Source organism: Cupriavidus basilensis (assembly GCF_029335485.1).
In the GTDB taxonomy this organism is placed as follows: Bacteria; Pseudomonadota; Gammaproteobacteria; order Burkholderiales; family Burkholderiaceae; genus Cupriavidus; species Cupriavidus basilensis_E.
The window spans coordinates 14660-35008 of the sequence record NZ_JARJLM010000355.1 but is presented as its reverse complement, the minus strand read 5'-3'; the positions used below and the strand labels follow the sequence as shown (position 1 = coordinate 35008).

The following is a 20349-nucleotide window of genomic DNA, read 5'->3' as shown; positions in this document are numbered from 1 at the left end:
CATCCCTTGCACCCTGTTCAAAGCCACATCCAATTGCTGCTTCAGCGGCGCCAGCAAACAATGCAGCCCGTGGTTGTCCACCGACTCGTCACCCTCAAGATCCAGCAACCGCAACACGGCACCGAGCCCCGCGCTGACGCGCAGCAACTCGGCGCAGCCTTCCTGCGTCATGCCATGCATGCCGTGGCGGAGGTCTTCGAGTTGATAGGCTAGCTCCTGGACGCGGAGTCTTTCGGGAACGTCGGCGGGGAAGGTCAGGCGTATCAGTTCGGCGATCAGGTCGGATTGCCGGGAGAAGGCGAGGGAATGCGCCGGCAAATCGAGGTGAGTGGATTGCTCGGAGCGAGCGAAGGTGTTGGGCATAGCGGCCTCCAGTGACTTCAAGGACGGCCCGCCGCTCGTTTCCACGCGAGGGTGGCAGGCCCGCAGCGGGGGTGGAAACCGGCGTCACTACACCCGGCCAGCCCGAAGGCTGCCCCGCCCGGCCCGCCATAGAAAAGTTATAGGCGCGCGCGAACGCAACGGACGAAATAAATGCCGCAGATAGCGGCAGTCCGCTTGTGACGAAGGTCGGGTTTCCACGCCCGGTCACCTTTGTTTGAGGTGACCTGTGGATTCTCGGGCAGCCGTGATTGTCTGTCAACCAGCACAAGCCTAGCGCTCTATATCGCAGCCCCTGTCAGTCTCGGTAACCTTGAAACCGTCCCCGACAGCCTATTTAACACTCTCCCAATCAAAAGCTCTCACTGCCCCCCTATCTCCACATTTAGTTCGTTGTGAAGCTGCGTGAAGGTCTGGTCGGCTCCCCACGCCTGCGCCGCCGTGAACGCCACTTGGCACCGCTGCAAGCAGTGCAAGCGCCTCCCCCGGCTTGCATGCCAGGTCATGCTCGGCATCGCTCCAGGCGCACTGAAACAGCGTCCTGCCTTGGAGTTCAAAGAACTGAGGCGTGCGATCGCGTTCAGCGTTGTCATCGAAGATGATCCTCTGGTAACGCAAGAATAAAATGCTTGCCGACGCAGCCGAATTCGTTTAGCGATTCGACACAAGGTCCTTGCATTCGATCCTCCGGTAGTAGCCGCTTTTTTTTGCGACGCAGCAACCAAACGTGCGATCGACGTCGTCGTAGCATGTGAGCACTTTGACTTCCTTAAGGTTGGATGCCTCGACAAACGGATGCGCGTCTATCCGACGAAGCGGATCTCGTCACGGCAGGCCTCATCGGCCTGGATGGTGTCGACTTCGCTATCGCAGTAAACCTCGCAGCAGAAACGCTCAAACGATGGATCTCCAGCTCATCTTCATCTGCGTCCTGACCTTCATAATCCACCTGATCGGGACCCTCGCCTACGCCATCCGAATAGCGGGAGTCCGCACCAGCCGGATCGCAGTCTCCTTCGCGCTATTCAGTGTGATGATGCTTGTCTCCCGGACATCGAACTCCTTCCTTGGTCCGTTCCTGGCGAAGCGGGTGGAGACGAGCTTGTTGGTCGAGAAGTCATCCCACCTTCTGACCGACTTCCGGTGGCTGCTCGTGTCTGCCGCCTTGGCAACGCTTGTAGGCGCCCTACTCATTCCAACGTTCCAGCGCGTCTTCAGCAGAGCAGTGCAGCATTTCCAGGTTCACCGGTCGATCCTGAAGCTGATCCTGCATGGCTTCTTCACAGGTGGACTCAGCTATATCAAGGACTCCGCCACCGTCCCCGCAAAGGCGCACGTCGTGGCCGCGCATCGTGGGCATGGGGTCGCACCATCGGTGATCGCCCTCAACATCATTGCTGTCGCACTGTGGACCGTGGGGGTATTTGCCTCGCTGTACGCTGGGTACCTCGATCCGAGTGTACGAGTCACATCGAGTACGCTGTCGTCGATCATCAACGGCGGTGCAACGATAGCGATGGCGCTCTTCATCGATCCCTATATGTCCGCATTGACCGACGATGTGGTCGAGGGAAAGGTTAGCGAGGCGAAGTTCCGCAAGGCCGTGGTGTGCCTGGTCGGAAGCCGGCTTGCGGGGACGCTGTTGGCTCAGGTTATCCTGGTGCCTGCGGCGAGCTTGATCGCCTACGTCGCTGTCATCATCTAACCGGCATCGGAACAAGGTCTGCGACAGAATGGAAAGCGATATCTCCAACGTCGACACCCCCTGCGGCGTACACTCTCCGAACTCGGCACGGACGCCATCAATCACCACGGCCGTCCGCTAACCGAGCATCTCGTCGGCACCTACGAACTACTCCGCGCCTGGGGCAATCCCGACTTTATCTCGCTGGCCGGCGGCTTCCATAGCATCTACGGTACCGAAGAATTCGCCACCAAAGCGCTACCTCTTTCCAGCCGCGGCACGATTTGCGCCCTGCTGGGAACGCAGGCTGAAAACCTGGCCTACCTCTTCGGCATTGCCGACCGGAGAAGGCTCTACCACGTCCCGATCTCCGGCCCGTTTCATGTTGTCATCCCGGCGAGTGGGCACCGGATCGCTATCAAAAGCGAAACCTACGCGGCGCTGCTGGAGATCGAAGCGGCGAATATTGTCGAGCAGGCGGCCAACCAGAAGGGGGTTCCCCAGAGCGTGGTTCAATTCTGGCTGGATGCCTTTGAATCGCGGCGGGCATTTCTCTCCGATGGCGCGGTGGCAGCGTATCGCCCCGCACTGGTTGGTCGGTGACGTTGTTCCGCCACCAACTGCACGGATGTGCACACCGCTCAGTCTTGCCCCTTCTCCATGCAGGGCCTCGCTCGACTAAGCCCGCCCGGCAATACCTCCGAGGACAGGAACTCGATCCAGCTCGCCACCGCAGATCAGGATGGATGAGATCCGAAGACGCTTCGGATGCTCACTCCAGATCCAGGGGTACGGATATCCCGCACTCCCCTCGCATGTAGGGAATCCCGGGCCCCCCGCATGCCTATTATTGAGTGACTGTCGATGAGCCGTGAAAAACGCCCTGGTCATGTGCCTGGCCTTGCTGTGAGACTGCTGCCAGCGTCGTCACACACAGGCCAGCACCCGACACGCTCCGCGTTTTCAGCACAAGGATATCGTCTATGCAGAGTCTTCCGGCACCAGCAAACACTGGCGAATACACGCTTACGATTTACATGACCAATCTTGCCGCGGCGGCACTCGGGCTGTTGCTTCTTTGGCTTTGTTGGAAGCTGGACGATGAGCAAAAAGGAAGATTCAGGAACTATCTTGTCGTCTGCCTGGGCGCGCTTCTTGGCTGGGCACTCGCAATGTTCTTTTCGCCTTATGGTCCGTTCGACAAAGACATATTGGATAACGTGGGAAAGTGGACATCTGCCTTTCTTTCTGGATACGCGGTCAGCAAAGTGGATCGCTTCATCGAATCAAGTATGTTCGATGGCAAAACCGCGAAAATTGACGCGTGGATTCGATTTGGGCTATTCGCGGGTGCTCTCACGTTAGCTCTGATCGCGGTCGGCACTAACCGGATGTACCAAAAATAGAGGCTAAACCAGCTACAGAATCCGCCGCCGGGTCAAACCGCCAATAGGCGACTTGTATCGATTTTTCTCTCGCCATGGCCTGGTGCCAGCCTCTTAATGGCTGCCCCGTCGTATCGGCATGCTAGCGGCGTGGGGGGCGGCGCAGCCGGGCAGGCGCTATTAGGCGTTTGCGCAGGATGAAAGGAGGGGTGTCTGACTATGGAACGGTGGCCTGCCGCCGGAGATTTTTCATCCTGTAGCCATTGCCGCTCTCGCTACCTTGGAAATCCATTTGAACCCAATGAAATCGCGGAAACACGATGATTATCATGGAGTAAGGAGAAATCGATGTCAATTTCGACCGGCGAGTTCCCGAAGGATGCGGTGAAGAGCTATGAGGAAATCAGGGGGAAACTGAAAAACGGGGATGTCCTCATCTGTTCGGGGACGGGGATTTTTTCCTCCATGATCCAGCAGGCCACCGGCAGCGTGTGGAGTCACGTTGCCTTTGTGCTTCGTCTGGACTTTATAGATCGAATCATGCTCCTGGAGAGTGTCGAGCCAATTGGAGTGCGTACTATCAGATTGTCAAAGTATCTCGACGACTATGGCAATGATGGAAAGCCGTATCCTGGTGGAATGGCAATTATTCGGAACCGGATATTCTCGGATGAGGTGAGCAGTGATAAACTTTCCCTGCTTTCCCGATACGCTGTGGATCAATTCGGCTATCCGTACGACAAAGACGAGATTGCGAAGATTGCAGCCAGAATCCTAGCCTCCAAGGTTCCGTTTACGCCGAATCAGATGAAGAAGATCGAGCCTGATCGGGAATTCATTTGCTCGGAGTACGTGGCGCGCTGTTATGAACAGGCCGGAGTTGGTGTCGAGTGGAATAGGCTCGGATTTATCGCGCCGTCCGATTTTGCCGCGGATCCCAACTTCGATCTGGTGGCTGTGCTGAAGCAAAGATAGTGGCAGGCGCTTCTGTCCGTCCACATAGACTCGGCGCGCCTTCCGCCAATGCCAGTTCTTCTGGTCAAGTCCCAACTCGGTACAAAGAGAGGCCCGCCATGCGGGCCTCTCTTCAATGGCCCCTACCTTGCGATTCTTGCGAGAGAAAAGTCTCGAGCATGTCATAGGAGCAGCCTCCTGATTCGCCGGACACAGTCTCCCACGTACAATAGCGGATAGGCATACTGCCCTGTTTATGATGCAGATAAAGGGCTACGTCTTTGCGCGCTGTCGGCAATATTTGCACAAGCATGGGATAGAGCGACGCGTCACCCGCCGTGTGCCGAGATTTATTTCAGGCTCGGAGAGCTTCGCTGAGTGGTCGAGTACACCCATGTCTGGCTCGCAGCCATCGGGAAGCTGAGGCATGATGACCTCGAATCTCAGGAGACAAACCTATGCTGAAAGTCTGGGGCCGCCGCAGCTCCTTCAATGTACAAAAAGTCCTGTGGCTGATCGGCGAACTCAACCTCCCCCACCAGCATATCCCCGCCGGGGGCAGCTTCGGTGTCAACGGAACGCCTGAATTCCTGGCAATGAACCCGCATGGCAAAGTCCCCGTCATCGACGACAACGGCACTGTCATCTGGGAATCCCACAGCATCCTCAGATACCTCGCCGCCACCTACGGCAGCCCGGGCTTCTGGGTTGAAGATGCAGGCCAGCGCTCCAACGCGGACCGCTGGATGGACTGGTCCCAGACCACCCTGCAGCCAGCCTTCCTGACCGGTGTGTTCTGGGGCTTCTATCGAACGCCCCCGGCCTTGCGGGACTGGAGCCGCCTCAACAAGAGCATCGAACAGTGCGCGCAGCACTTCCAGCTTCTGGACCGCGTTCTTTCGGACCGCCCATTCCTCGCCGGCGACAGCCTGACGCTGGCGGACATCCCCGCCGGGACCAACCTCTATCGATACTTCGAGCTGGAAATCGAACGCCCCGACCTGCCCAATGTGCAGGCGTGGTACGAGCGGCTCAGGCAACGTCCGGCCTATCGCCAGCACGTGATGGTTCCGTTCGATGAGTTGCGTGGGCGGCTGGACTATTGAGCCAACCAAGCCAGCTCGAGGCGGCGGGCGACACCGATGTATAGCGAGACACAATACGGTAGAAAATTACCTGATAACGGAGCGGGACTCTCGCGAAAGGACGCCGAGCTGGTGATCGACCAGATGCTGGACCTGGCAACGGACGCGGCCTTCAGGAAACTCGCCAAAGGGCTCGCTGAGCGTTGGCGCAACGATTGAGGCTAACCGGAAGCGCTTGGCCAAGGTGTGGATACCCATTCAGACAGCGGGGCTCCCAGGACACCACCAAACATCCCCGGCAAGCCCCTGCACGCTCTACACATCGAAGGAAGCGTCGCTCAGGAAATCGTCAGAGCGCGCTCTGCATGGCAGTCCGCAATCTCAGACGCTACCCGTGATTCCGCCGTGCTCAACCCGCACCCGCTGGCCTACCCCGACATCGGGCTGCTGATGGTAGGTGACCACCCGGCTGGAGCCATCTTCCATGCGGACACGCACCTGGTAGTCGGTGTCGCTGCGCACACGCTGCTCCACCATGTTGCCCGCGACTCCGCCGCCAAGCGCGCCCAGGACGGTTGCCACGGTCCGGCCCCTGCCCCCGCCGATCTGGTGCCCGAGCAGGCCGCCAGCCACCGCGCCGCCCACCGCGCCCAGCCCGCTGGCCTGGCCTGGCTGGGTAACCGGCGTGATGGATTCGACCGTGCCGACATTGCCGTTGAAGGCGACATGCTGTTGCCAGTCGGGCGAGTAGGCACGCTCGACATGGGTGATATGAGAGACCGTATGGATGCGCGGCCGGACGACGGCCGGTGCTGCCGCTTGGGTCGTGCTGTAAGCGGGCGCCGTAGTGGCTGCCATCTGGGTGGGGACGGCCCGCTGCGCCAGAGGTGTCGCGTCGCTGCCGTGAACCGCGGGCAGCATGCCCGTCATCGCGGCCACGCCGACGAGGCTGGCGACGATCACCGCACCTGCCGCGGTGGCAATCAGCGGATGCAGGCGATTCGATTGCTGGCTCGTGTTTTCCATCTCGATCTCCGTGAAGGTGCCGCGCTTGGTCTACGAATTACAGTTTTCTAAAAAGCGGAGAGACCCAGCTTGCCTGTCGGCCAACCAGCCTCTCCGCAAGGCTCCCGCGCTCGAGCGTTGTCGCCATGGCCTGCGGCCGAGCAACTTGCCCTCCCGTCCGTCATGCGGGAGCCGCTTATGGATCGTTTCTTATTGCTTATTGCTTGCTGGCCTTGTCGACGTTTGCATTGGCCGTGGCCTTAGCCGAGACGGCCGGCGCATCGGCCTTGGCCTGCGCCTTGTTCGCGTCATTGCTTGCCTCGACTTTCGTCTTGCTGGCCGTTGCGTGCGCAACGTGCTTTTCCTTTGCCTTCACATGCGCCTTGGCCGGCTTGCCGTGTGCCTCCTTGGCCGGCATGGCCTTCCCATTGGCCGCCGGCGCCGCGGCGGCGGCCTTGCCGGCATCCGCCGGTGCGCCCATCTTGTCCTTGTCGGCCTTTACCTGGCTTTTGGCCGCCTCGGCTTGCGGATGCGCCGCAGATGCGGGGGCACCGGTCTGGGCGAATACGGTCGTGACGAGTGCAGCGGAAGCGAGAGCAACGAAGAGCTTTTTCATGACTGGGACTCCATAAGATTCTTGAGATCATCGGCTCGGCAATACGCCGCGCTTACATGCAAAAACGGGCGCCTCGCAGCGCCCGTTGACCCTCAACTCGTGACAATCCGTAAGTTCTGCAACCGGCAAACGAACATTGTCGACCGCTGTCGCCGCGCTGCCTGACGCGCCAGTACGGATTGCGCCGGCTCGCCGACCGGTTGCTGGTAGACCGAAAGCGCCTTCGCGCCCTCTGTGTTGATCAGCAGAACACGCGAGCCGGCGTCGAGTCCGGCGGACCGGGACAGTGCCGCGTCGCTACGCGACAGGGAAGCGCTCGAACAACCCGTCCCGCATTCGTCGCCACGCGCGTGGGCGGACCGATGGCAAGCGGGGACAGTCCTGTCATCCGCTACGGCAGCTGTTTGCCTCGGAGGGTAGGCGCTTGCCGATGCGGATTGCCGGCGCGCCTTTGGTGCCGGCCTTCGGCGCGCGCCCGCCCCTTGTCGCGTCCTGCCGCATTGAGGCCGTTGCGATCGGGCATGCGATTGTCGGGATGGTCGCCGAAATCGTATCCGATCCGGACTTCTTCGCCCATGCCGCCGCGAACATACTGCGCGTGCGCGGCTACCGAGGTAGCGGCCAGGATGGCGCTTGCCATGAGGGGGAACAAGCGGATCCTGTTCATACGATTCTCCTGCGTTCCATGTTGTTCGAAATAGAGGGTAGAGACGAATGGAGAGCCCCGAAGGCACAGATCCCGCTCGTGACGAGCCCGCCCCCGCATGCCGCAGGTTTCGGGCTCGGCGAGCATAGTTGGAGCGGGCCACTTGCGTTGTAAGTATTTGTAATGCCCGCCAGGTGCGTAAGGGGAATCAACACGGCACCGCGCGGCTCCCTTTGCCCTCCCGTCAACAGTCTGGATCGGAATGTCGGCTTCATCGCACTGCGGATCCGGCGATGCGCCCCGCTCCTGAACCGCAGCTCATACCGCCTACAATAATGTCCATGAGCAAGCGGCCCCGGACAGCATCGTGCTCATGCATCCGCTCGGCGGCTTGCGGGGCCATTCACAGGAACAACCTTCGTGCAAAATCAGAAGCGCATATTGGCTGCCTTGTTCGCGTTGACGCTCTGCCCGCTGGCCAGGGCCGACGTCCACGAGGCAGCGCATGACGTCAAGGAAGCCACCGTGCATGCCGCCAAAAGAACCGGTGAACTGGCACGGGACGCGGGTCACGGCATCGGCCAGGCCGCCAAGGCCGTGGCCCACGATGTAGCAAGCAAGGCACGCGAGGGCTATTACGCTACCAAGCGCGCTGTACATAAAGAGTCACAATAGTCAGCCGCGGGCGCCTGCCAGCCCCTTGCCCGGGTTGATCAGGAACTTCTCCCCTGTCGCGCGCTTGTTGTAGATGGCGATCACGTCCGGATCCAGCGCCTCGGCCAGCGATATCTCCTGCGAATAGTGGCTGGCAAACGTCGTCTTCAACTCCGCGACCACACGCTGCTTGAGCACGTTCGCCGACGCGGCCCCGATCTTCTGCAAGAAGGAAAACAGCAGCCAGCCGCCCATTCCCCAGGCCATGCCGAAGTTGCGGCTGAACTCGGTCGGGGAGGTGTCCAGCCCCCCGTAAAGATAGACCTGCTTGTGCGTGGTCGAGCCATAGCGGCTGTACTCGCCGCCTTTCCTGCTCAGCGCCGCCTCCATGCAGGACAGGATCTGTCCTGCCAGCTTGCCGCCGCCGGTGGCGTCGAAGGCGATCGTCGCGCCAGTGGCGGCGACGGCCTCGGTAAGATCCTGCATGAACGTGGGCGAGGCCGCGTTGCATACGTGGATGGCACCCTGTGCCTTGAGCAGGTCCGCCTGCTCCTGCTTGCGCACGATGTTCACCAGGCCGATGCCATCCTTGAGGCAGATCTTGTTGAGCATCTGGCCCAGGTTGGACGCCGCGGCGGTGTGCACCAGGGCGGTATGCCCCTCGCGGCGCATGGTTTCGACCATGCCCAGCGCGGTGAGCGGATTGACGAATGACGAGGCGCCTTCGGCAGGCGTGGCGCCGTCCGGCAGGACCAGGCACTGGTCCACCGGGAGGCACCGGTATTGCGAGTACATCGCGCCGCCGATCACGGCCACCGTCTTGCCCAGCAGCGCCTGCGCCGCCGCGGACGCGCCGGCCTCGACCACCACGCCGGCGCCTTCGTTGCCGACCGGCATGGATACGTCCAGCCGGCCCGCCATGCTCTTCATCCCGCCGTCCGGAACGCGTGCGGTGACCACGGGACGTTCGGCCGTCCCACTGCCCTTCGCCGTGCTCATGTCGGCGGCGCCGAACAGCAGCCCGAGGTCGGACGGGTTGAGCGGAGCGGCTTCGATGCGAACGAGCACTTCGTTGGCGCCCGGCCGGGGAACATCGACGCTGGCGAGCGACAGTTCCAGTTCGCCGCTGCGCTTGATCAGCGAGCGAAGTTGCAGTGCAGTGCGTGTGCTGTCGATGCTCATTTGGGTCTCCTGGGTCGTTTGGCATGCGGCGGGCAGGTGGCACCGGCGCCGCGGGATCTGGCCGGCAAGGGACAAGCGCGGCCTGCCAGCAGCGAGCAATGTAGCAAGTTCCGGCGGAACGCGCTGGCGGCGGAATGCGAGGATCCCACCCGCCCCGCTTGCTCTGCCGTTCCAGCCTGAAGCGCACAGGCAGGCTGCGGCATCCGCAAGGTTGCGGGCTTGACCTAGACTCAGACCATGAGCGCCGGGGACCCGCATGAAGAATCCAGTATCGACCGACGAGATGGCCAGCAGGTTTGACGTGCATCCCGACGTGCTCAAGCTCGGTCTGGTCAGTTTCCTGACCGATCTCAGTTCCGAGATGATCTTCTCCGTGTTCGCCATCTTCTTCACGACGATCGCCGGGGCATCTGCCGCCTTGCTCGGCATGATCGAAGGGCTGGCCGATCTATCCGCCTCCTCGCTGAATTACTTCGCCGGCTGGCTGTCGGACCGCAGCGGCAGGCGCAAGGTCTTTGCCCTGGCCGGATATGGCTTCTCCACGCTGGCCAAGATCATCCTGCTAGCCGCCACCACGCTCGCCGGGCTCGGTGTCTTCCGTGTCGTCGAGCGGCTGGGCAAGGGCTTCCGGGGACCACCGCGCGACGCCTGGTTGTCGGCGCTGGCCGACCAGGAACGCAGGGGCTATTCGTTTGGCGTACACAAGGCGCTGGACAAGGCAGGCGCGGTCGCCGGTCCCCTCGCGGCCTATGCCCTGCTCTCGTGGCTTGGCGAGGGCGCCCGGACGTTCCGGATACTCTTCTGGATCGCGCTCGTTCCCGCCCTGCTGAGCATCGTGGTCTTGTGCTTCATCACGGACCAGCCGGGGGTCCGGCACGGGCGCGAGAACATGCTCGATACGTGGGAAACCCTCAGCCCGGATTTCAAGCGCTACCTGGTCCCGGCGGGCATTTTTTCGCTCGCCTATTTCAGCTTTGGCTTTCTGCTGCTGCGGGCGCACGGCACCGGTTTTTCCGTCAAGGACATCGTGCTGCTTTACGCCTTGTTCAATCTCTCCTTCGTGGTGGCTTCGCCGCTGATAGGCCGGCTCGGCGACAGCGTGGGACGCGCGCGCATCATCATGCTGGGCTACCTGATCTATCTGTTGATGAGCCTTGGATTCGCGTTCGCGACCCGGCAATGGCAGACCATGGTCCTGTTCGTGCTCTACGGTGTGTTCTTTGCCATCGACGAGGCCCAGAGCAAGGCGTTCATCGCGGATATCGAACTGGAGCGGCGCGCCTCCGCGATCGGGCTCTACAACTTCGTGACCGGCCTGCTCTACCTGCCTGCGTCGCTGATCGCCGGGGCGCTGTGGCGGCTGCACCCGGCCAGCGCTTTCCTCGCCGCTGCGTGCCTGGCCCTGGCTGCGCTGATCGCGTTCGCATTCCTGCGACCGGGCCAGCGGCAGCGCGCCGGCACGCTTCCCCCGGGCCGGTTGAATGGACGGGCGCGAGGAAGTCCACCGCTCCAGCCGCGCGTTCGCTCCCTTGATACCCTAGGGAACTCGACCTCCAGATCGCTGGCTGATCGAATCGGCTCGCGCTGGGCGCCTTCCGCATTGAGATCCCGAACGCAGGCTCACCGGACCGGCGAGCACGCCATCGCTGGCTGGTCTCCTCCGCCTCGCTTGCCTCAACCTGCCGCAGGCGTTTCGAAGCCGGTCGCGATCTCGTCGATATCATCATCGACTTCACCGGCGCCCCCTGCCTGGAGCGCAACGTCCGCTCGCCGGCGGACGGCGGACGCTTGATCCAGGTCGGCATCATGGGCGCCCGCAAGCCGTCCGCGCCTTTCTCAAAACTGAGCCGAGTACTGCAGCAGCAGGAAATTGATGCCAGGGTTGGGCCGCTTGATCCTGCCGTTGGAGTAATGCTGCAGGCGCAGCGCAAGCTCGGAGCCGGCGGCATCGCCGAAGTGATAGCCGACGCCCAGCCGGTCGCCGAACTGGAACGCCGTGGAGAAGACGGTCGAATCCGAGATCCGCGTGCGCGAGAGCAGGTGGGCGCCCACGCCAAGGTCTGTGAAGAAGCCTGTGCGGCCTGCGCCCTGCAGGCGGAGCACGGGCGTCAGACCGATGTCGCCCATCACGCCGCTGCTGCCGCCGTGCGGATCCCAGGCGCCGACGGAGGCTTCCAGGCCCAGGCGCAGCCGTAACCACCCGGATACGGGCGACCAGAGATCCTGCTTCAGGTCCCAGCGGACCTCGAAGCGGGCAAGGGAGGCTTCAGGGGCTGCGCCAAGGGAGATGCCGGCGCGAGGCGGCTCGAACCGGCCCGCGCCGGCGACGGGCGGCCCCGCCTGGGCCAGGGCGCTGCCGCCGCAGAGCATGAGGATGGCGGCAAAGCGGGAGGTGCGCATTGTGGGATCCTCTTGTAACGCAGCCGCGGCACTCTTCCCAGCGTAGTTCAATTTCCTGAGGACCGTGCGGAGCATTCATCGCGCAGCAAGGTGGAAAAGACACCGAGGCACGATTCCGGCTTGCACGCGCATGCAGGCTCTCCCGCCCCCGATTGCCACATTCCCTTTGGCTATGTCCTCATAGCCGATGATGCATTGCGGCGACAGCCGGTGTCTCCCAGACTATGGCGGAAACCACGAATCGCGATGGAGACACCATGCAGGCAACAAGCGCGTACAGCGCAAGCAAGACGCGCGGCGGCGCATCGATTGCAGTCGCGGCCATGGTGGCGGCCGCATCCGCCCTGGCCAATGCACAGGGCCAGGCCGACACCACCGACCCGGTCCGGCTTGGCGTGATGCAGGGCTTTCCGCCCGCACCGGACAAGCGCGTCACCAAAGCCAATGCATTCCAGCTGCCGAACCTCCGATGGGCATTCCGCCACACCCGCGAGACCTCGCCTACCGCCGGCATCGATCGTGCCGCTTCCGCCCTGCCACTGCCGGCACATCCGGCGGGGAATCTCGACGATGTGACATTCGAATGCGACGGGAAGCCGGTCAGGCTATCCAGCTACCTGCGCGATACGTACACCGACGGCTTCATCGTCCTGCACGAGGGGCAGGTTCTCTACGAACGCTACTTCGATTCCTTCGGCCCCCGGCAGCCGCATATCTGGGCCTCGATGACGAAGTCGATCACCGGCCTGCTTGCCGCCATGCTGATCGACGAAGGCAAGCTGGATCCCCAGGCAAAGCTGGCAACGTACGTGCCGGAACTTGCCGGGAATCCCTTCGGGGAAGCGACGATCCAGCAGAACCTGGACATGGAGGTCGCGCTGAGCTACCCCGCGAGCCTGCCTCCGGATCTCGGCCTGTTCGGCGCCGTTGGCATCGTGCCCCGCCGGGAGGGTGCGCCCGACAATATCTACGACTTCCTGAAAGTCGCCCGCCATCCACAGGACGCCACCGGGGCCAGGGTCTGGTACTACCAGAACGGTTCGCCCGAGGCGGTTGCCTGGGCGCTGCGCAGGATCACCGGCCAGTCCTGGAGCGCGCTGGTCTCCGAGCGGATCTGGTCGAAGTTCGCACAGGACGATGCCTATATCCAGGTGGACCCGCTCGGCACCGAGATGGCCAGCGGCGGCATGAACAGCACCCTGCGCGACGCTGCCCGCTTTGCCGAGGCCATCCGCAAGGCCAGTGCGGGAGCGGACCCCGACGGCATCCCTGGCAAGGCGGTTCGCCTTGCCCTGAGGCCCAACGGCAACCAGGCATTGTTTGCCAAGGGCAACCTGGCCAACGGCAGAAGCAACTACGCGTACCGGGACTACTGGTACCAGGTGAACGACGGCGACGGCTCCATCGAGGCAAGCGGGCGCTTCGGCCAGAAGATCTATATCAACCCGAAGAAGGCGCTGACGATCGTGAAGTTTTCGTCCAATCCGGACTCCGCGCCACGGGCCATCAGCGCCAGCGCGGCACCGGCCGCACCGGCACCGCGCCGGCCGGTTGAATCCCCGGAGGCGTTCGCGGGTGCCGCCAAAGCCATCTATGCGGCGATTCCGCGATAGGCCAGGCCCGGGCGCGGCCGGCCAGTCCGCTCACGGCATGCCGCTCGCCGGCTCGCCGCCCGTGAACCGCGGCGTCCGCTTCTCGATAAACGCCTGCACGCCTTCCCGCGCATCGGCGCTGCCGGCACGCGCCACAAGCAACGCCTGCTCCAGCGCGAGGTGCTCCCGCAGGCCGCGCGCGGGCGTGCCACTGCACAGGGTCTTGATGGCGGCGAGCGAGCCGCCCGCCGCGCGCGCCAGCCGCGCCACCAGCGCCTCGGCGGCCCCGGCGAGTTCGGCTTCCGGGTGCAGGGCATCGATCGCCCCATGCTGGAGGCAGCGCTGCGCGTCGATCGCCTCGCTGAGCATCAGCCACTGCTGCGCCCGCACGGCGCCGACACGGCGGGCCAGGAAGTACGAGGCCCCGGCATCGGGCGACAGTCCTATGGCGGCATAGCCGGTGCGCAGCACCGTCGACGGCGTTCCCAGCACAAAGTCCGCGCATAGCGCCAGGCCGATGCCCGCGCCGGCCACCGGCCCGTTGACCGCGGCCACCACCGGCAGCGGCGCCGTGGCCAGCCGGTACAGTGCCGGGTGCAAGGGGGTGAGGATGTCGTCCACCAGCGCATCGAGCGCCGTCCCCGCCGCCGCGAACTCGCCGATGTCGCCGCCGGCGCAGAAGATGCGCCCTTCGGCGGCGAGCAGCACCGCGCGCGGCTTGCGCGCCAGCACGTCGTCGATCGCACGCACCAGCGCGCGGCTGGCGGCGAGGGTCAGCGAGTTCGCGCGTTCGGGCCGGCTCAGCACGATGCGGCCGATCTCATCGGCCATGCCCCAGCTCACACCGTCGGATTGTTGCATTGCTTCCTCCGCATATGCGTGTATTGCGTGGAGTGCGTGTACTGCGTGGAGTGCGCCAGATACCAGCGGCGCTTCATGCCGGCAGTTTCCGCGCGATCAGTTCCTTCATGATCTCGTTGGCGCCGCCATAGATGCGCTGCACGCGCGCGTCCGCGTACAGGCGCGCGATCGGGTACTCCATCATGTAGCCGTAGCCGCCGAAGAGCTGCAGGCATTCGTCGGTCACCTTGCCCTGTTGCTCGGTGCACCACCACTTGGCCATATAGGCCGCCGTATCGTCGAGCGTGCCGTCCAGCAGGCGCTGGATGCAGTCGTTGACGAAGCTGCGCACCACATGGGCCAGCGTGGCGCACTCGGCGAGCTTGAAGCGGGTGTTCTGGAAATCGTACAGCGACTGGCCGAAGGCCTTGCGCTGCTGGGTGTGCTCCAGCGTCAGCGCCACCGCGCGCTCGATCACCGCCGCGGCCGGCACCGCAAGCAGCATGCGTTCATAGGGCAACTGGCTCATCAGCTGGGCAAAGCCCCTGCCCTCCTCCCCGCCCAGCAGGCGATCGGCCGGCACCCGCACGCCATCGAAGGACAGCTCGGCGGTGTCGGAGGCATGCTGGCCCAGCTTCTCCAGCCGCCGCCCGACCTGGAAGCCGGGCAGATTCTCCGTCTCCAGCACGATCAGCGACACGCCCCGGCCGCCGGCCTCGCCGGTGCGCACCGCCACCACCAGCAGATTGGCGGTGAAGCCGTTGGTGATGAAGGTCTTGGCGCCGTCGATCACATATGCATCGCCGTCGCGCCGGGCGCGGGTGCGCAGCGCCTGGAGATCGGAGCCACAGCCGGGCTCGGTGAGCGCGATGCCGGCCAGCATCTCGCCGCTGGCGAGCCTGGGCAGCCAGCGTTGTTTCTGCGCTTCGGTGCCGTAGTCCAGGATGTAGTGCGCCGCGATGGTGTGCACCGCGGTATTGGCGGGCACCTCGGCCTTGGCGAGTTCGTCCTGCACCACGCACTGGTAGGCCAGGCTGGCACCGGCGCCGCCATAGGCCTCGTCCATTTCAGGCAGCAGGAAACCCATCTGCCCGAACGGGCCCCAGACCTCGCGCGGGATATAACCCTGGCGGCGCCAGCCGTCCAGGTGCGGCGCCAGCTCGCCGGCGACATAGCGGCGCACCTGCTCGCGGAAGGCCTCGATCTCTTCGTCCATCCATTGATGGCGGTACGGTTGCGGCAGCATGGTTCAGATTCCCGTCATGCCGCCGCTGCACATCAGCGTCTGGCCGCTCACGTAGTCCGACTCCGGAATGCAGAGCATGTACACCGCGCCGGCGGCCTCGTCGGGGGTGCCGCCTCGGCCCAGCGGAATGGCCCGTTCCATCATCGCCATCAGGTCCGGGTTGACGCCGACCCTGATCTCGCGCCCTTCGATATTGGCGGTGGCTTCGTCCGCGGTGCTGCCGGTCAGACGGGTCTTGATCAGGCCGAAGGCCACGCAGTTGACGGTCACGTTCATGCGGCCCCACTCCTTGGCCAGCGTCTGCGTCATGCCGACGATGCCGGCCTTGGCGGTGGCGTAGTTCGCCTGGCCCGCGTTGCCGAACAGGCCGGCCACCGAGGAAATATTGACCACCTTGCGCACCACGCGCGTGCCGGCGTCGGCTTCGGCCCTGGCGAACCCGCGGATCACCGGCTGCGCGGCGCGCAGGATGCGGAACGGCGCCGTCAGGTGGCAGTCGAGCATGGCGTACCACTGCTCGTCGGTCATCTTCTGGATCACGTTGTCCCAGGTGTAGCCGGCGTTGTTGACGATGATGTCAAGGCCCTTGTACTCACTGACGGCAGTGCCGACGAAGCGCTCGGCGAAGTCCGGCGCGCTCACGCTGCCGACGCAGGCCGATGCCTCCCCGCCCACGTCGCGGATGGCCTGCACCACCTCCTGGGCCGGTTCGGCATCGAGGTCGTTGATAACGATGCGCGCGCCTTCGCTGGCCAGCTTGAGCGCGATCGCGCGGCCAATGCCACGGCCGGCGCCGGTGACGAGGGCAACCTTGCCTTCGAGTTTTCGAGTCATGGCTATGTCTCCTGCGATATGCGGATATGTGGATATGTGGATATGTGGAGTGGCAGACGGGGCTCAGGGCAACGCGACCAGCGCTTCGCCCGCGATCTTGGTTTGTCCGTACTGGTTGGCGCTTTGCACCTCGATGCGCACGCAGCGTTCGCCGTCGACGTCGAGCTTGCCAACCACGCGGCCACTGCACTGCACGATATTGCCCAGATGGGTGATGCCCTGGAAACGCACGTCGAAACGGCGCAGGCGCGACTGCGGCGCCCAGCCGGTGAGCAGCCGCCCCAGCCACGCCATGCCCAGCATGCCGTGGGCGAACACGTCGGGCAGGCCGGCGCGGCGCGCGAAGTCGAGGTCGATATGGATGGGGTGGTGATCTCCGGAGGCGCCGGCGAACAGCGCCAGCGTGCGGCGGTCCACCGGGGGCAGGGTCAATGCGGGCAGCGTGTCGCCGACCTGCACCGAATCGAAGCTGGGGGTTGTCATGCCAGCCTTGCCAGTCATGTCGCTCATGTCCGCTCCTTCAATTGCGCACCACGGTCAGCGCCCGCATCCGGGCCACCAGCTCGCCACGCTGGTTCGTCGCCCGCGACTCGGTCTCGATGAATTCGAGCGCGCCGTTCTTCTTGTCGTAGATGTCCTTGATCCGGGAGCGGACGGTTACCGTGTCGCCCGCGACGACGGGGCCGAGATACTCGAAGCTCTGCTCGCCGTGCAGCACGTTCTGGAGCTTCACGCCGAGGCGGTCGAGCAGGCCGAACATCGCGCCTGAATCCAGCTCGGCGGTGAACAGGAAGGTCGGTGGCGCCGGCAGCCCGGCATAACCCGCATCGTGCGCGGCGGACTCGTCCGTGTAGACCGGGCTGGTCTCGCCGATGGCCTTGGCGAAGAACTGCAGCCGGCCGCGCTCGACGGGCAACGCCGAGCTGCCGAGCTCAAAGCCTATCCATTTCCTGTCGATCATGATCCGGCGCGCTCGTAGAGGGTGACCACGCAGGCGCCGCCGAGGCCCAGGTTGTGCTGCAGCGCCAGCCGCGCGCCGTCCACTTGCCGCGCCCCGGCCCGCCCGCGCAATTGCTCGACCAGTTCCGTGCATTGCGCCAGCCCCGTGGCACCCAGCGGGTGGCCCTTCGACAGCAGGCCGCCGGACGGGTTGGTGACCACCTTGCCGCCATAGGTGTTATCGCCGTCGACCACGAATTTCTCCGCGCCGCCCAGCGGGCACAGGCCGAGCGCCTCGTAGGTGATCAGCTCGTTATGGGCGAAGCAGTCGTGGAGTTCCACCACGCCGATGTCCTCGGGACCCACGCCGGCGGCTTCGTACACCTGCCGCGCGGCGCTGCGCGTCATGCCGAAGCCCACCACGTCGCGCATATCGCGCGTGCCGAAGCTCTCCGGCGTATCGGTGGTCATGGCCTGCGCGCGGATGCGCACCGTCGCGTCGAGACCATGCTTCCTGGCGAACGCCTCGGACACCAGGATCGCCGCCGCCGCGCCGCAGGTCGGCGGGCAGGCCATCAGGCGGGTCATCACGCCGGGCCAGAGCATGGGCGCGGCCATCACCTCTTCCTCGCTCACCACGTTGCGGAACAATGCCAGCGGATTGTTGGCAGCGTGGCGGCTGGCCTTGGCGCGGATCTTGGCGAAGGTCTCGACCCGGGTGCCGAACTCCTTCATATGGGCAAGCCCCGCGCCGCCGAAGTAGCGCAAGGCCAGCGGCAGTTCGACATCGGTCAGCTCGGCGGCAAGCGCGTCGAAGCGCTCGAAGGGACTGGGCCGGTCGCTGAACACCGCGCCCAGCGCGCCCGGCATCATCTGCTCGAAGCCGAAAGCCAGCACGCAATCGGCCACGCCGCTCGCCACCGCCTGACGCGCCAGGTAGAGCGCGGTCGAGCCGGTCGAACAGTTATTGTTGACGTTGATCACCGGGATGCCGGTCATGCCGACTTCATACAGCCCGCGCTGGCCGGCGGTGGAATCGCCGTACACGTAGCCAGCGTACGCCTGCTGCACGCAGGCGTACCCGACGCCGGCATCCGCCAGTGCGGCCCGCACGGCCCTGGCGGCCATCACGGGATAAGGCTCGCTTGCCCCCGGCTTGGTGAATGGAATCATGCCGGCGCCGGCAACGATCACGGATGAGGCCATGGCTACTCCTTGCGTATGGTCAGAATGGTCAGGATGGTCGGGTTCAGCCGACTTGCCGCTGTTGCCCTTCCCAGAAGGGCTTGCGCAGCTCGGTCTTGAGGATCTTGCCCGCGCCGGACAATGGCAGGGCGTCGCGGAACTCCACGCTGCGCGGGCACTTGTAGCCGGCGATCAGCGTCTTGCAGTGGGCGATCAGCTCCGGGGCTGTGACGCCGGCGCCCGGCTTGCCCACCACCACGGCATGCACCGATTCGCCCCACTCGGCACTCGGGATGCCGATGACGGCGCTGGCCATCACGGCGGGATGCTGGGCGAGCGCGTTCTCGACCTCGGCGGAATACACGTTCTCGCCGCCGCTGACGATCATGTCCTTCATGCGGTCGACGACGAAGACAAAGCCGTCCTGGTCCATGTAACCGCCGTCGCCGGTGTGCATCCAGCCGTCTCGCACGGCCGCGGCGGTCTGCTCCGGCTTGTTCCAGTAGCCCTGCATCACGGTGGGGCCGCGCACCGCCACCTCGCCCACCGCGCCGCGCGGCACTTCGATGCCGTCGCCGTCGACGATGCGGACCTCGGAGGTGTAGCTGGCGCGGCCGGCGGAACGCAGCTTGCCTTGCTTGCGGCCCTCCGGCGTGTGATACCAGGCGGGATTGATGGTCGCCAGCGGCGACAGCTCGGTCATGCCGTAGGCCTGCACGAAGCCCACCCCGGGCAGTGCGGCCATGGCGCGCTCGAGCACCGTCTCGGAGATCGGCGAGGCGCCGTAGAGGATGGTCTGGAGCGCGCTCAGGTCGCGCGGCTTTTTCATCGCAGGGTGATCGACCATCATCTGGATCATGGTCGGTACCAGCAGCACATGGGTGACGCGGTCGCGCTCCAGCGTATCGAGCACCAGTTCGGGATTGAAGGCCGGGACGATCGCGTGCGTGTTGCCCTCGATCCATTGCGGCATGGCGAGCCCCATGTCGGCCAGGTGGAACATCGGCGCCGCGTGCAGGTAGGTGCCGCCGGGCGTGGCCAGGCCCTCGGCGCGCAGCGCCAGGCCCGAGCAGCATAGATTGGCGTGGCTCAGCATGACCCCCTTGGGAAAACCCGTGGTGCCGCCCGTGTAGAAGATGCCCGCGAGGTCTTCGCCGCGCCGCACGGCATCGGGGACGGGAGCGGTGCCGGCCAGCAGCGCGTCGTAGCCATGCATGCCGGGCGGCACCTCGCCATCACCGCAGTAGATCAGTTCACGCAGCGTGACGGCGTCGCGGCGAAGCTGCGCCGCGAGCGTGCTGAAGGTCTCGTCGACCAGCAGGATGGTCGAGCCCGAGTCGTCCAGCGAATACAGGATCTCCGCCGCCGACCAGCGCGTATTGCAGGGATTCAGCACACCGCCGGCCCAGGGCACCGCCATCTGGTATTCGAGGAAACGGTCCGAGTTCAGCGACAGCATCGCGACGCGGTCGCCGCTCTGCATGCCCAGCTTTTGCAGGGCGCCGGCCAGGCGCGCCACGCGCTCGGCCAGCTGGCGGAAGGTGCGCCGGCGATCGCCGCAGCGCACCGCGATGCGCTCAGGGTGTTGCTGCACTGCACGATGCAGTGCCTGCGTGAGGTACATGGCTGTCTCCGTGTCGTTTTGGCGAATACGCTGGCGTCTTTGTGCGTCTTTGCTCGTCCTGCGCGCCTTGTATTTCTTGTATTGCTTGTGCCGCCCA

Annotated in this window: 22 protein-coding genes; 9 read left to right on the top strand and 13 right to left on the bottom strand. The window is 64.4% G+C overall.

What is annotated here, in order from left to right:
- A partial coding sequence (locus P3W85_RS21185; RefSeq protein ID WP_276266237.1) for a DUF1484 family protein occupies nt 1–363 on the bottom strand: 363 nt, incomplete at its 3' end.
- 919 nt (nt 364–1282) lie between these two features.
- Here P3W85_RS21185 and P3W85_RS21180 point away from each other — a divergent pair.
- The 6 genes from P3W85_RS21180 to P3W85_RS21155 all read left to right on the top strand — a co-directional run bounded on the left by P3W85_RS21180 (nt 1283) and on the right by P3W85_RS21155 (nt 5708).
- Entirely contained in the window at nt 1283–2086 is an 804-nt protein-coding gene (locus P3W85_RS21180) for a lipid II flippase Amj family protein (RefSeq protein WP_276266236.1), read from the top strand.
- 18 nt (nt 2087–2104) lie between these two features.
- On the top strand, nt 2105–2668 hold the full coding sequence (locus P3W85_RS45575) for a DUF6817 domain-containing protein (protein ID WP_430869584.1): 564 nt from the start codon (nt 2105–2107) through the stop codon (nt 2666–2668).
- A 380-nt stretch (nt 2669–3048) separates the two neighbouring features.
- On the top strand, nt 3049–3471 hold the full coding sequence (locus P3W85_RS21170; RefSeq protein WP_276266234.1) for a hypothetical protein: 423 nt from the start codon (nt 3049–3051) through the stop codon (nt 3469–3471).
- 327 nt (nt 3472–3798) lie between these two features.
- Entirely contained in the window at nt 3799–4425 is a 627-nt protein-coding gene (locus P3W85_RS21165; protein WP_276266233.1) for a hypothetical protein, read from the top strand.
- Nucleotides 4426–4862: 437 nt separating this feature from the next.
- Nucleotides 4863–5510 (top strand): glutathione S-transferase family protein, encoded by a 648-nt coding sequence (locus P3W85_RS21160; protein WP_017228562.1) that lies wholly within the window; start codon nt 4863–4865, stop codon nt 5508–5510.
- Between the two features lie 36 nt (nt 5511–5546).
- Nucleotides 5547–5708 carry a hypothetical protein gene (locus P3W85_RS21155; RefSeq protein ID WP_276266232.1) on the top strand — a complete coding sequence of 54 codons (162 nt, stop codon included), beginning with the start codon at nt 5547–5549 and terminating at the stop codon, nt 5706–5708.
- Between the two features lie 162 nt (nt 5709–5870).
- Here P3W85_RS21155 and P3W85_RS21150 read toward each other — a convergent pair whose 3' ends face one another.
- From P3W85_RS21150 to P3W85_RS21135, 3 genes are all read right to left on the bottom strand, one after another.
- On the bottom strand, nt 5871–6515 hold the full coding sequence (locus P3W85_RS21150; protein WP_276266231.1) for a glycine zipper 2TM domain-containing protein: 645 nt from the start codon (nt 6513–6515) through the stop codon (nt 5871–5873).
- Between the two features lie 196 nt (nt 6516–6711).
- Nucleotides 6712–7110: a hypothetical protein gene (locus P3W85_RS21145; RefSeq protein ID WP_276266230.1), complete on the bottom strand. Its 399-nt coding sequence runs from the start codon at nt 7108–7110 to the stop codon at nt 6712–6714.
- Between the two features lie 391 nt (nt 7111–7501).
- Nucleotides 7502–7777: a hypothetical protein gene (locus P3W85_RS21135; RefSeq protein WP_017228558.1), complete on the bottom strand. Its 276-nt coding sequence runs from the start codon at nt 7775–7777 to the stop codon at nt 7502–7504.
- A 399-nt stretch (nt 7778–8176) separates the two neighbouring features.
- Between P3W85_RS21135 and P3W85_RS21130 the strand changes: the two genes are divergently transcribed.
- Nucleotides 8177–8431, top strand: coding sequence for a hypothetical protein (locus tag P3W85_RS21130; protein WP_276266229.1), 255 nt, complete (start codon nt 8177–8179; stop codon nt 8429–8431).
- Here the strand turns inward: P3W85_RS21130 and P3W85_RS21125 are convergent, their stop codons facing one another.
- Complete coding sequence (locus tag P3W85_RS21125) at nt 8432–9592, bottom strand: zinc-binding dehydrogenase (protein WP_276266228.1); 1161 nt, start codon at nt 9590–9592, stop codon at nt 8432–8434.
- A 256-nt stretch (nt 9593–9848) separates the two neighbouring features.
- Here P3W85_RS21125 and P3W85_RS21120 point away from each other — a divergent pair, with 256 nt between their 5' ends.
- On the top strand, nt 9849–11384 hold the full coding sequence (locus tag P3W85_RS21120; RefSeq protein ID WP_276266227.1) for an MFS transporter: 1536 nt from the start codon (nt 9849–9851) through the stop codon (nt 11382–11384).
- A gap of 44 nt (nt 11385–11428) precedes the next feature.
- Here P3W85_RS21120 and P3W85_RS21115 read toward each other — a convergent pair whose 3' ends face one another.
- Nucleotides 11429–11992: an acyloxyacyl hydrolase gene (locus P3W85_RS21115; protein WP_276266226.1), complete on the bottom strand. Its 564-nt coding sequence runs from the start codon at nt 11990–11992 to the stop codon at nt 11429–11431.
- Nucleotides 11993–12249: 257 nt separating this feature from the next.
- Here P3W85_RS21115 and P3W85_RS21110 point away from each other — a divergent pair, with 257 nt between their 5' ends.
- Nucleotides 12250–13605, top strand: coding sequence for a serine hydrolase domain-containing protein (locus tag P3W85_RS21110; RefSeq protein WP_276266225.1), 1356 nt, complete (start codon nt 12250–12252; stop codon nt 13603–13605).
- 30 nt (nt 13606–13635) lie between these two features.
- Here the strand turns inward: P3W85_RS21110 and P3W85_RS21105 are convergent, their stop codons facing one another.
- The 7 genes from P3W85_RS21105 to P3W85_RS21075 form a co-directional block, all read right to left on the bottom strand.
- The gene (locus P3W85_RS21105) at nt 13636–14445 is read right to left on the bottom strand and encodes an enoyl-CoA hydratase/isomerase family protein (protein ID WP_276266224.1); all 810 of its coding nucleotides are present in this window, start codon (nt 14443–14445) and stop codon (nt 13636–13638) included.
- 73 nt (nt 14446–14518) lie between these two features.
- A complete protein-coding gene (locus P3W85_RS21100; protein WP_276266223.1) occupies nt 14519–15670 on the bottom strand; it encodes an acyl-CoA dehydrogenase family protein in 1152 nt (383 codons plus the stop codon).
- 3 nt (nt 15671–15673) lie between these two features.
- Nucleotides 15674–16504 (bottom strand): SDR family NAD(P)-dependent oxidoreductase, encoded by an 831-nt coding sequence (locus tag P3W85_RS21095; protein WP_276266222.1) that lies wholly within the window; start codon nt 16502–16504, stop codon nt 15674–15676.
- 63 nt (nt 16505–16567) lie between these two features.
- Complete coding sequence (locus P3W85_RS21090) at nt 16568–16987, bottom strand: MaoC family dehydratase (RefSeq protein ID WP_035804981.1); 420 nt, start codon at nt 16985–16987, stop codon at nt 16568–16570.
- 37 nt (nt 16988–17024) lie between these two features.
- The gene (locus P3W85_RS21085; protein ID WP_035804974.1) at nt 17025–17465 is read right to left on the bottom strand and encodes a MaoC family dehydratase N-terminal domain-containing protein; all 441 of its coding nucleotides are present in this window, start codon (nt 17463–17465) and stop codon (nt 17025–17027) included.
- A complete protein-coding gene (locus P3W85_RS21080) occupies nt 17462–18649 on the bottom strand; it encodes a lipid-transfer protein (protein ID WP_276266221.1) in 1188 nt (395 codons plus the stop codon). The genes P3W85_RS21085 and P3W85_RS21080 overlap by 4 nt, the downstream gene beginning before the upstream one ends.
- Before the next feature lie 43 nt (nt 18650–18692).
- Entirely contained in the window at nt 18693–20252 is a 1560-nt protein-coding gene (locus P3W85_RS21075; RefSeq protein ID WP_276266220.1) for an acyl-CoA synthetase, read from the bottom strand.
- Between the last annotated feature and the right edge of the window lie 97 nt (nt 20253–20349).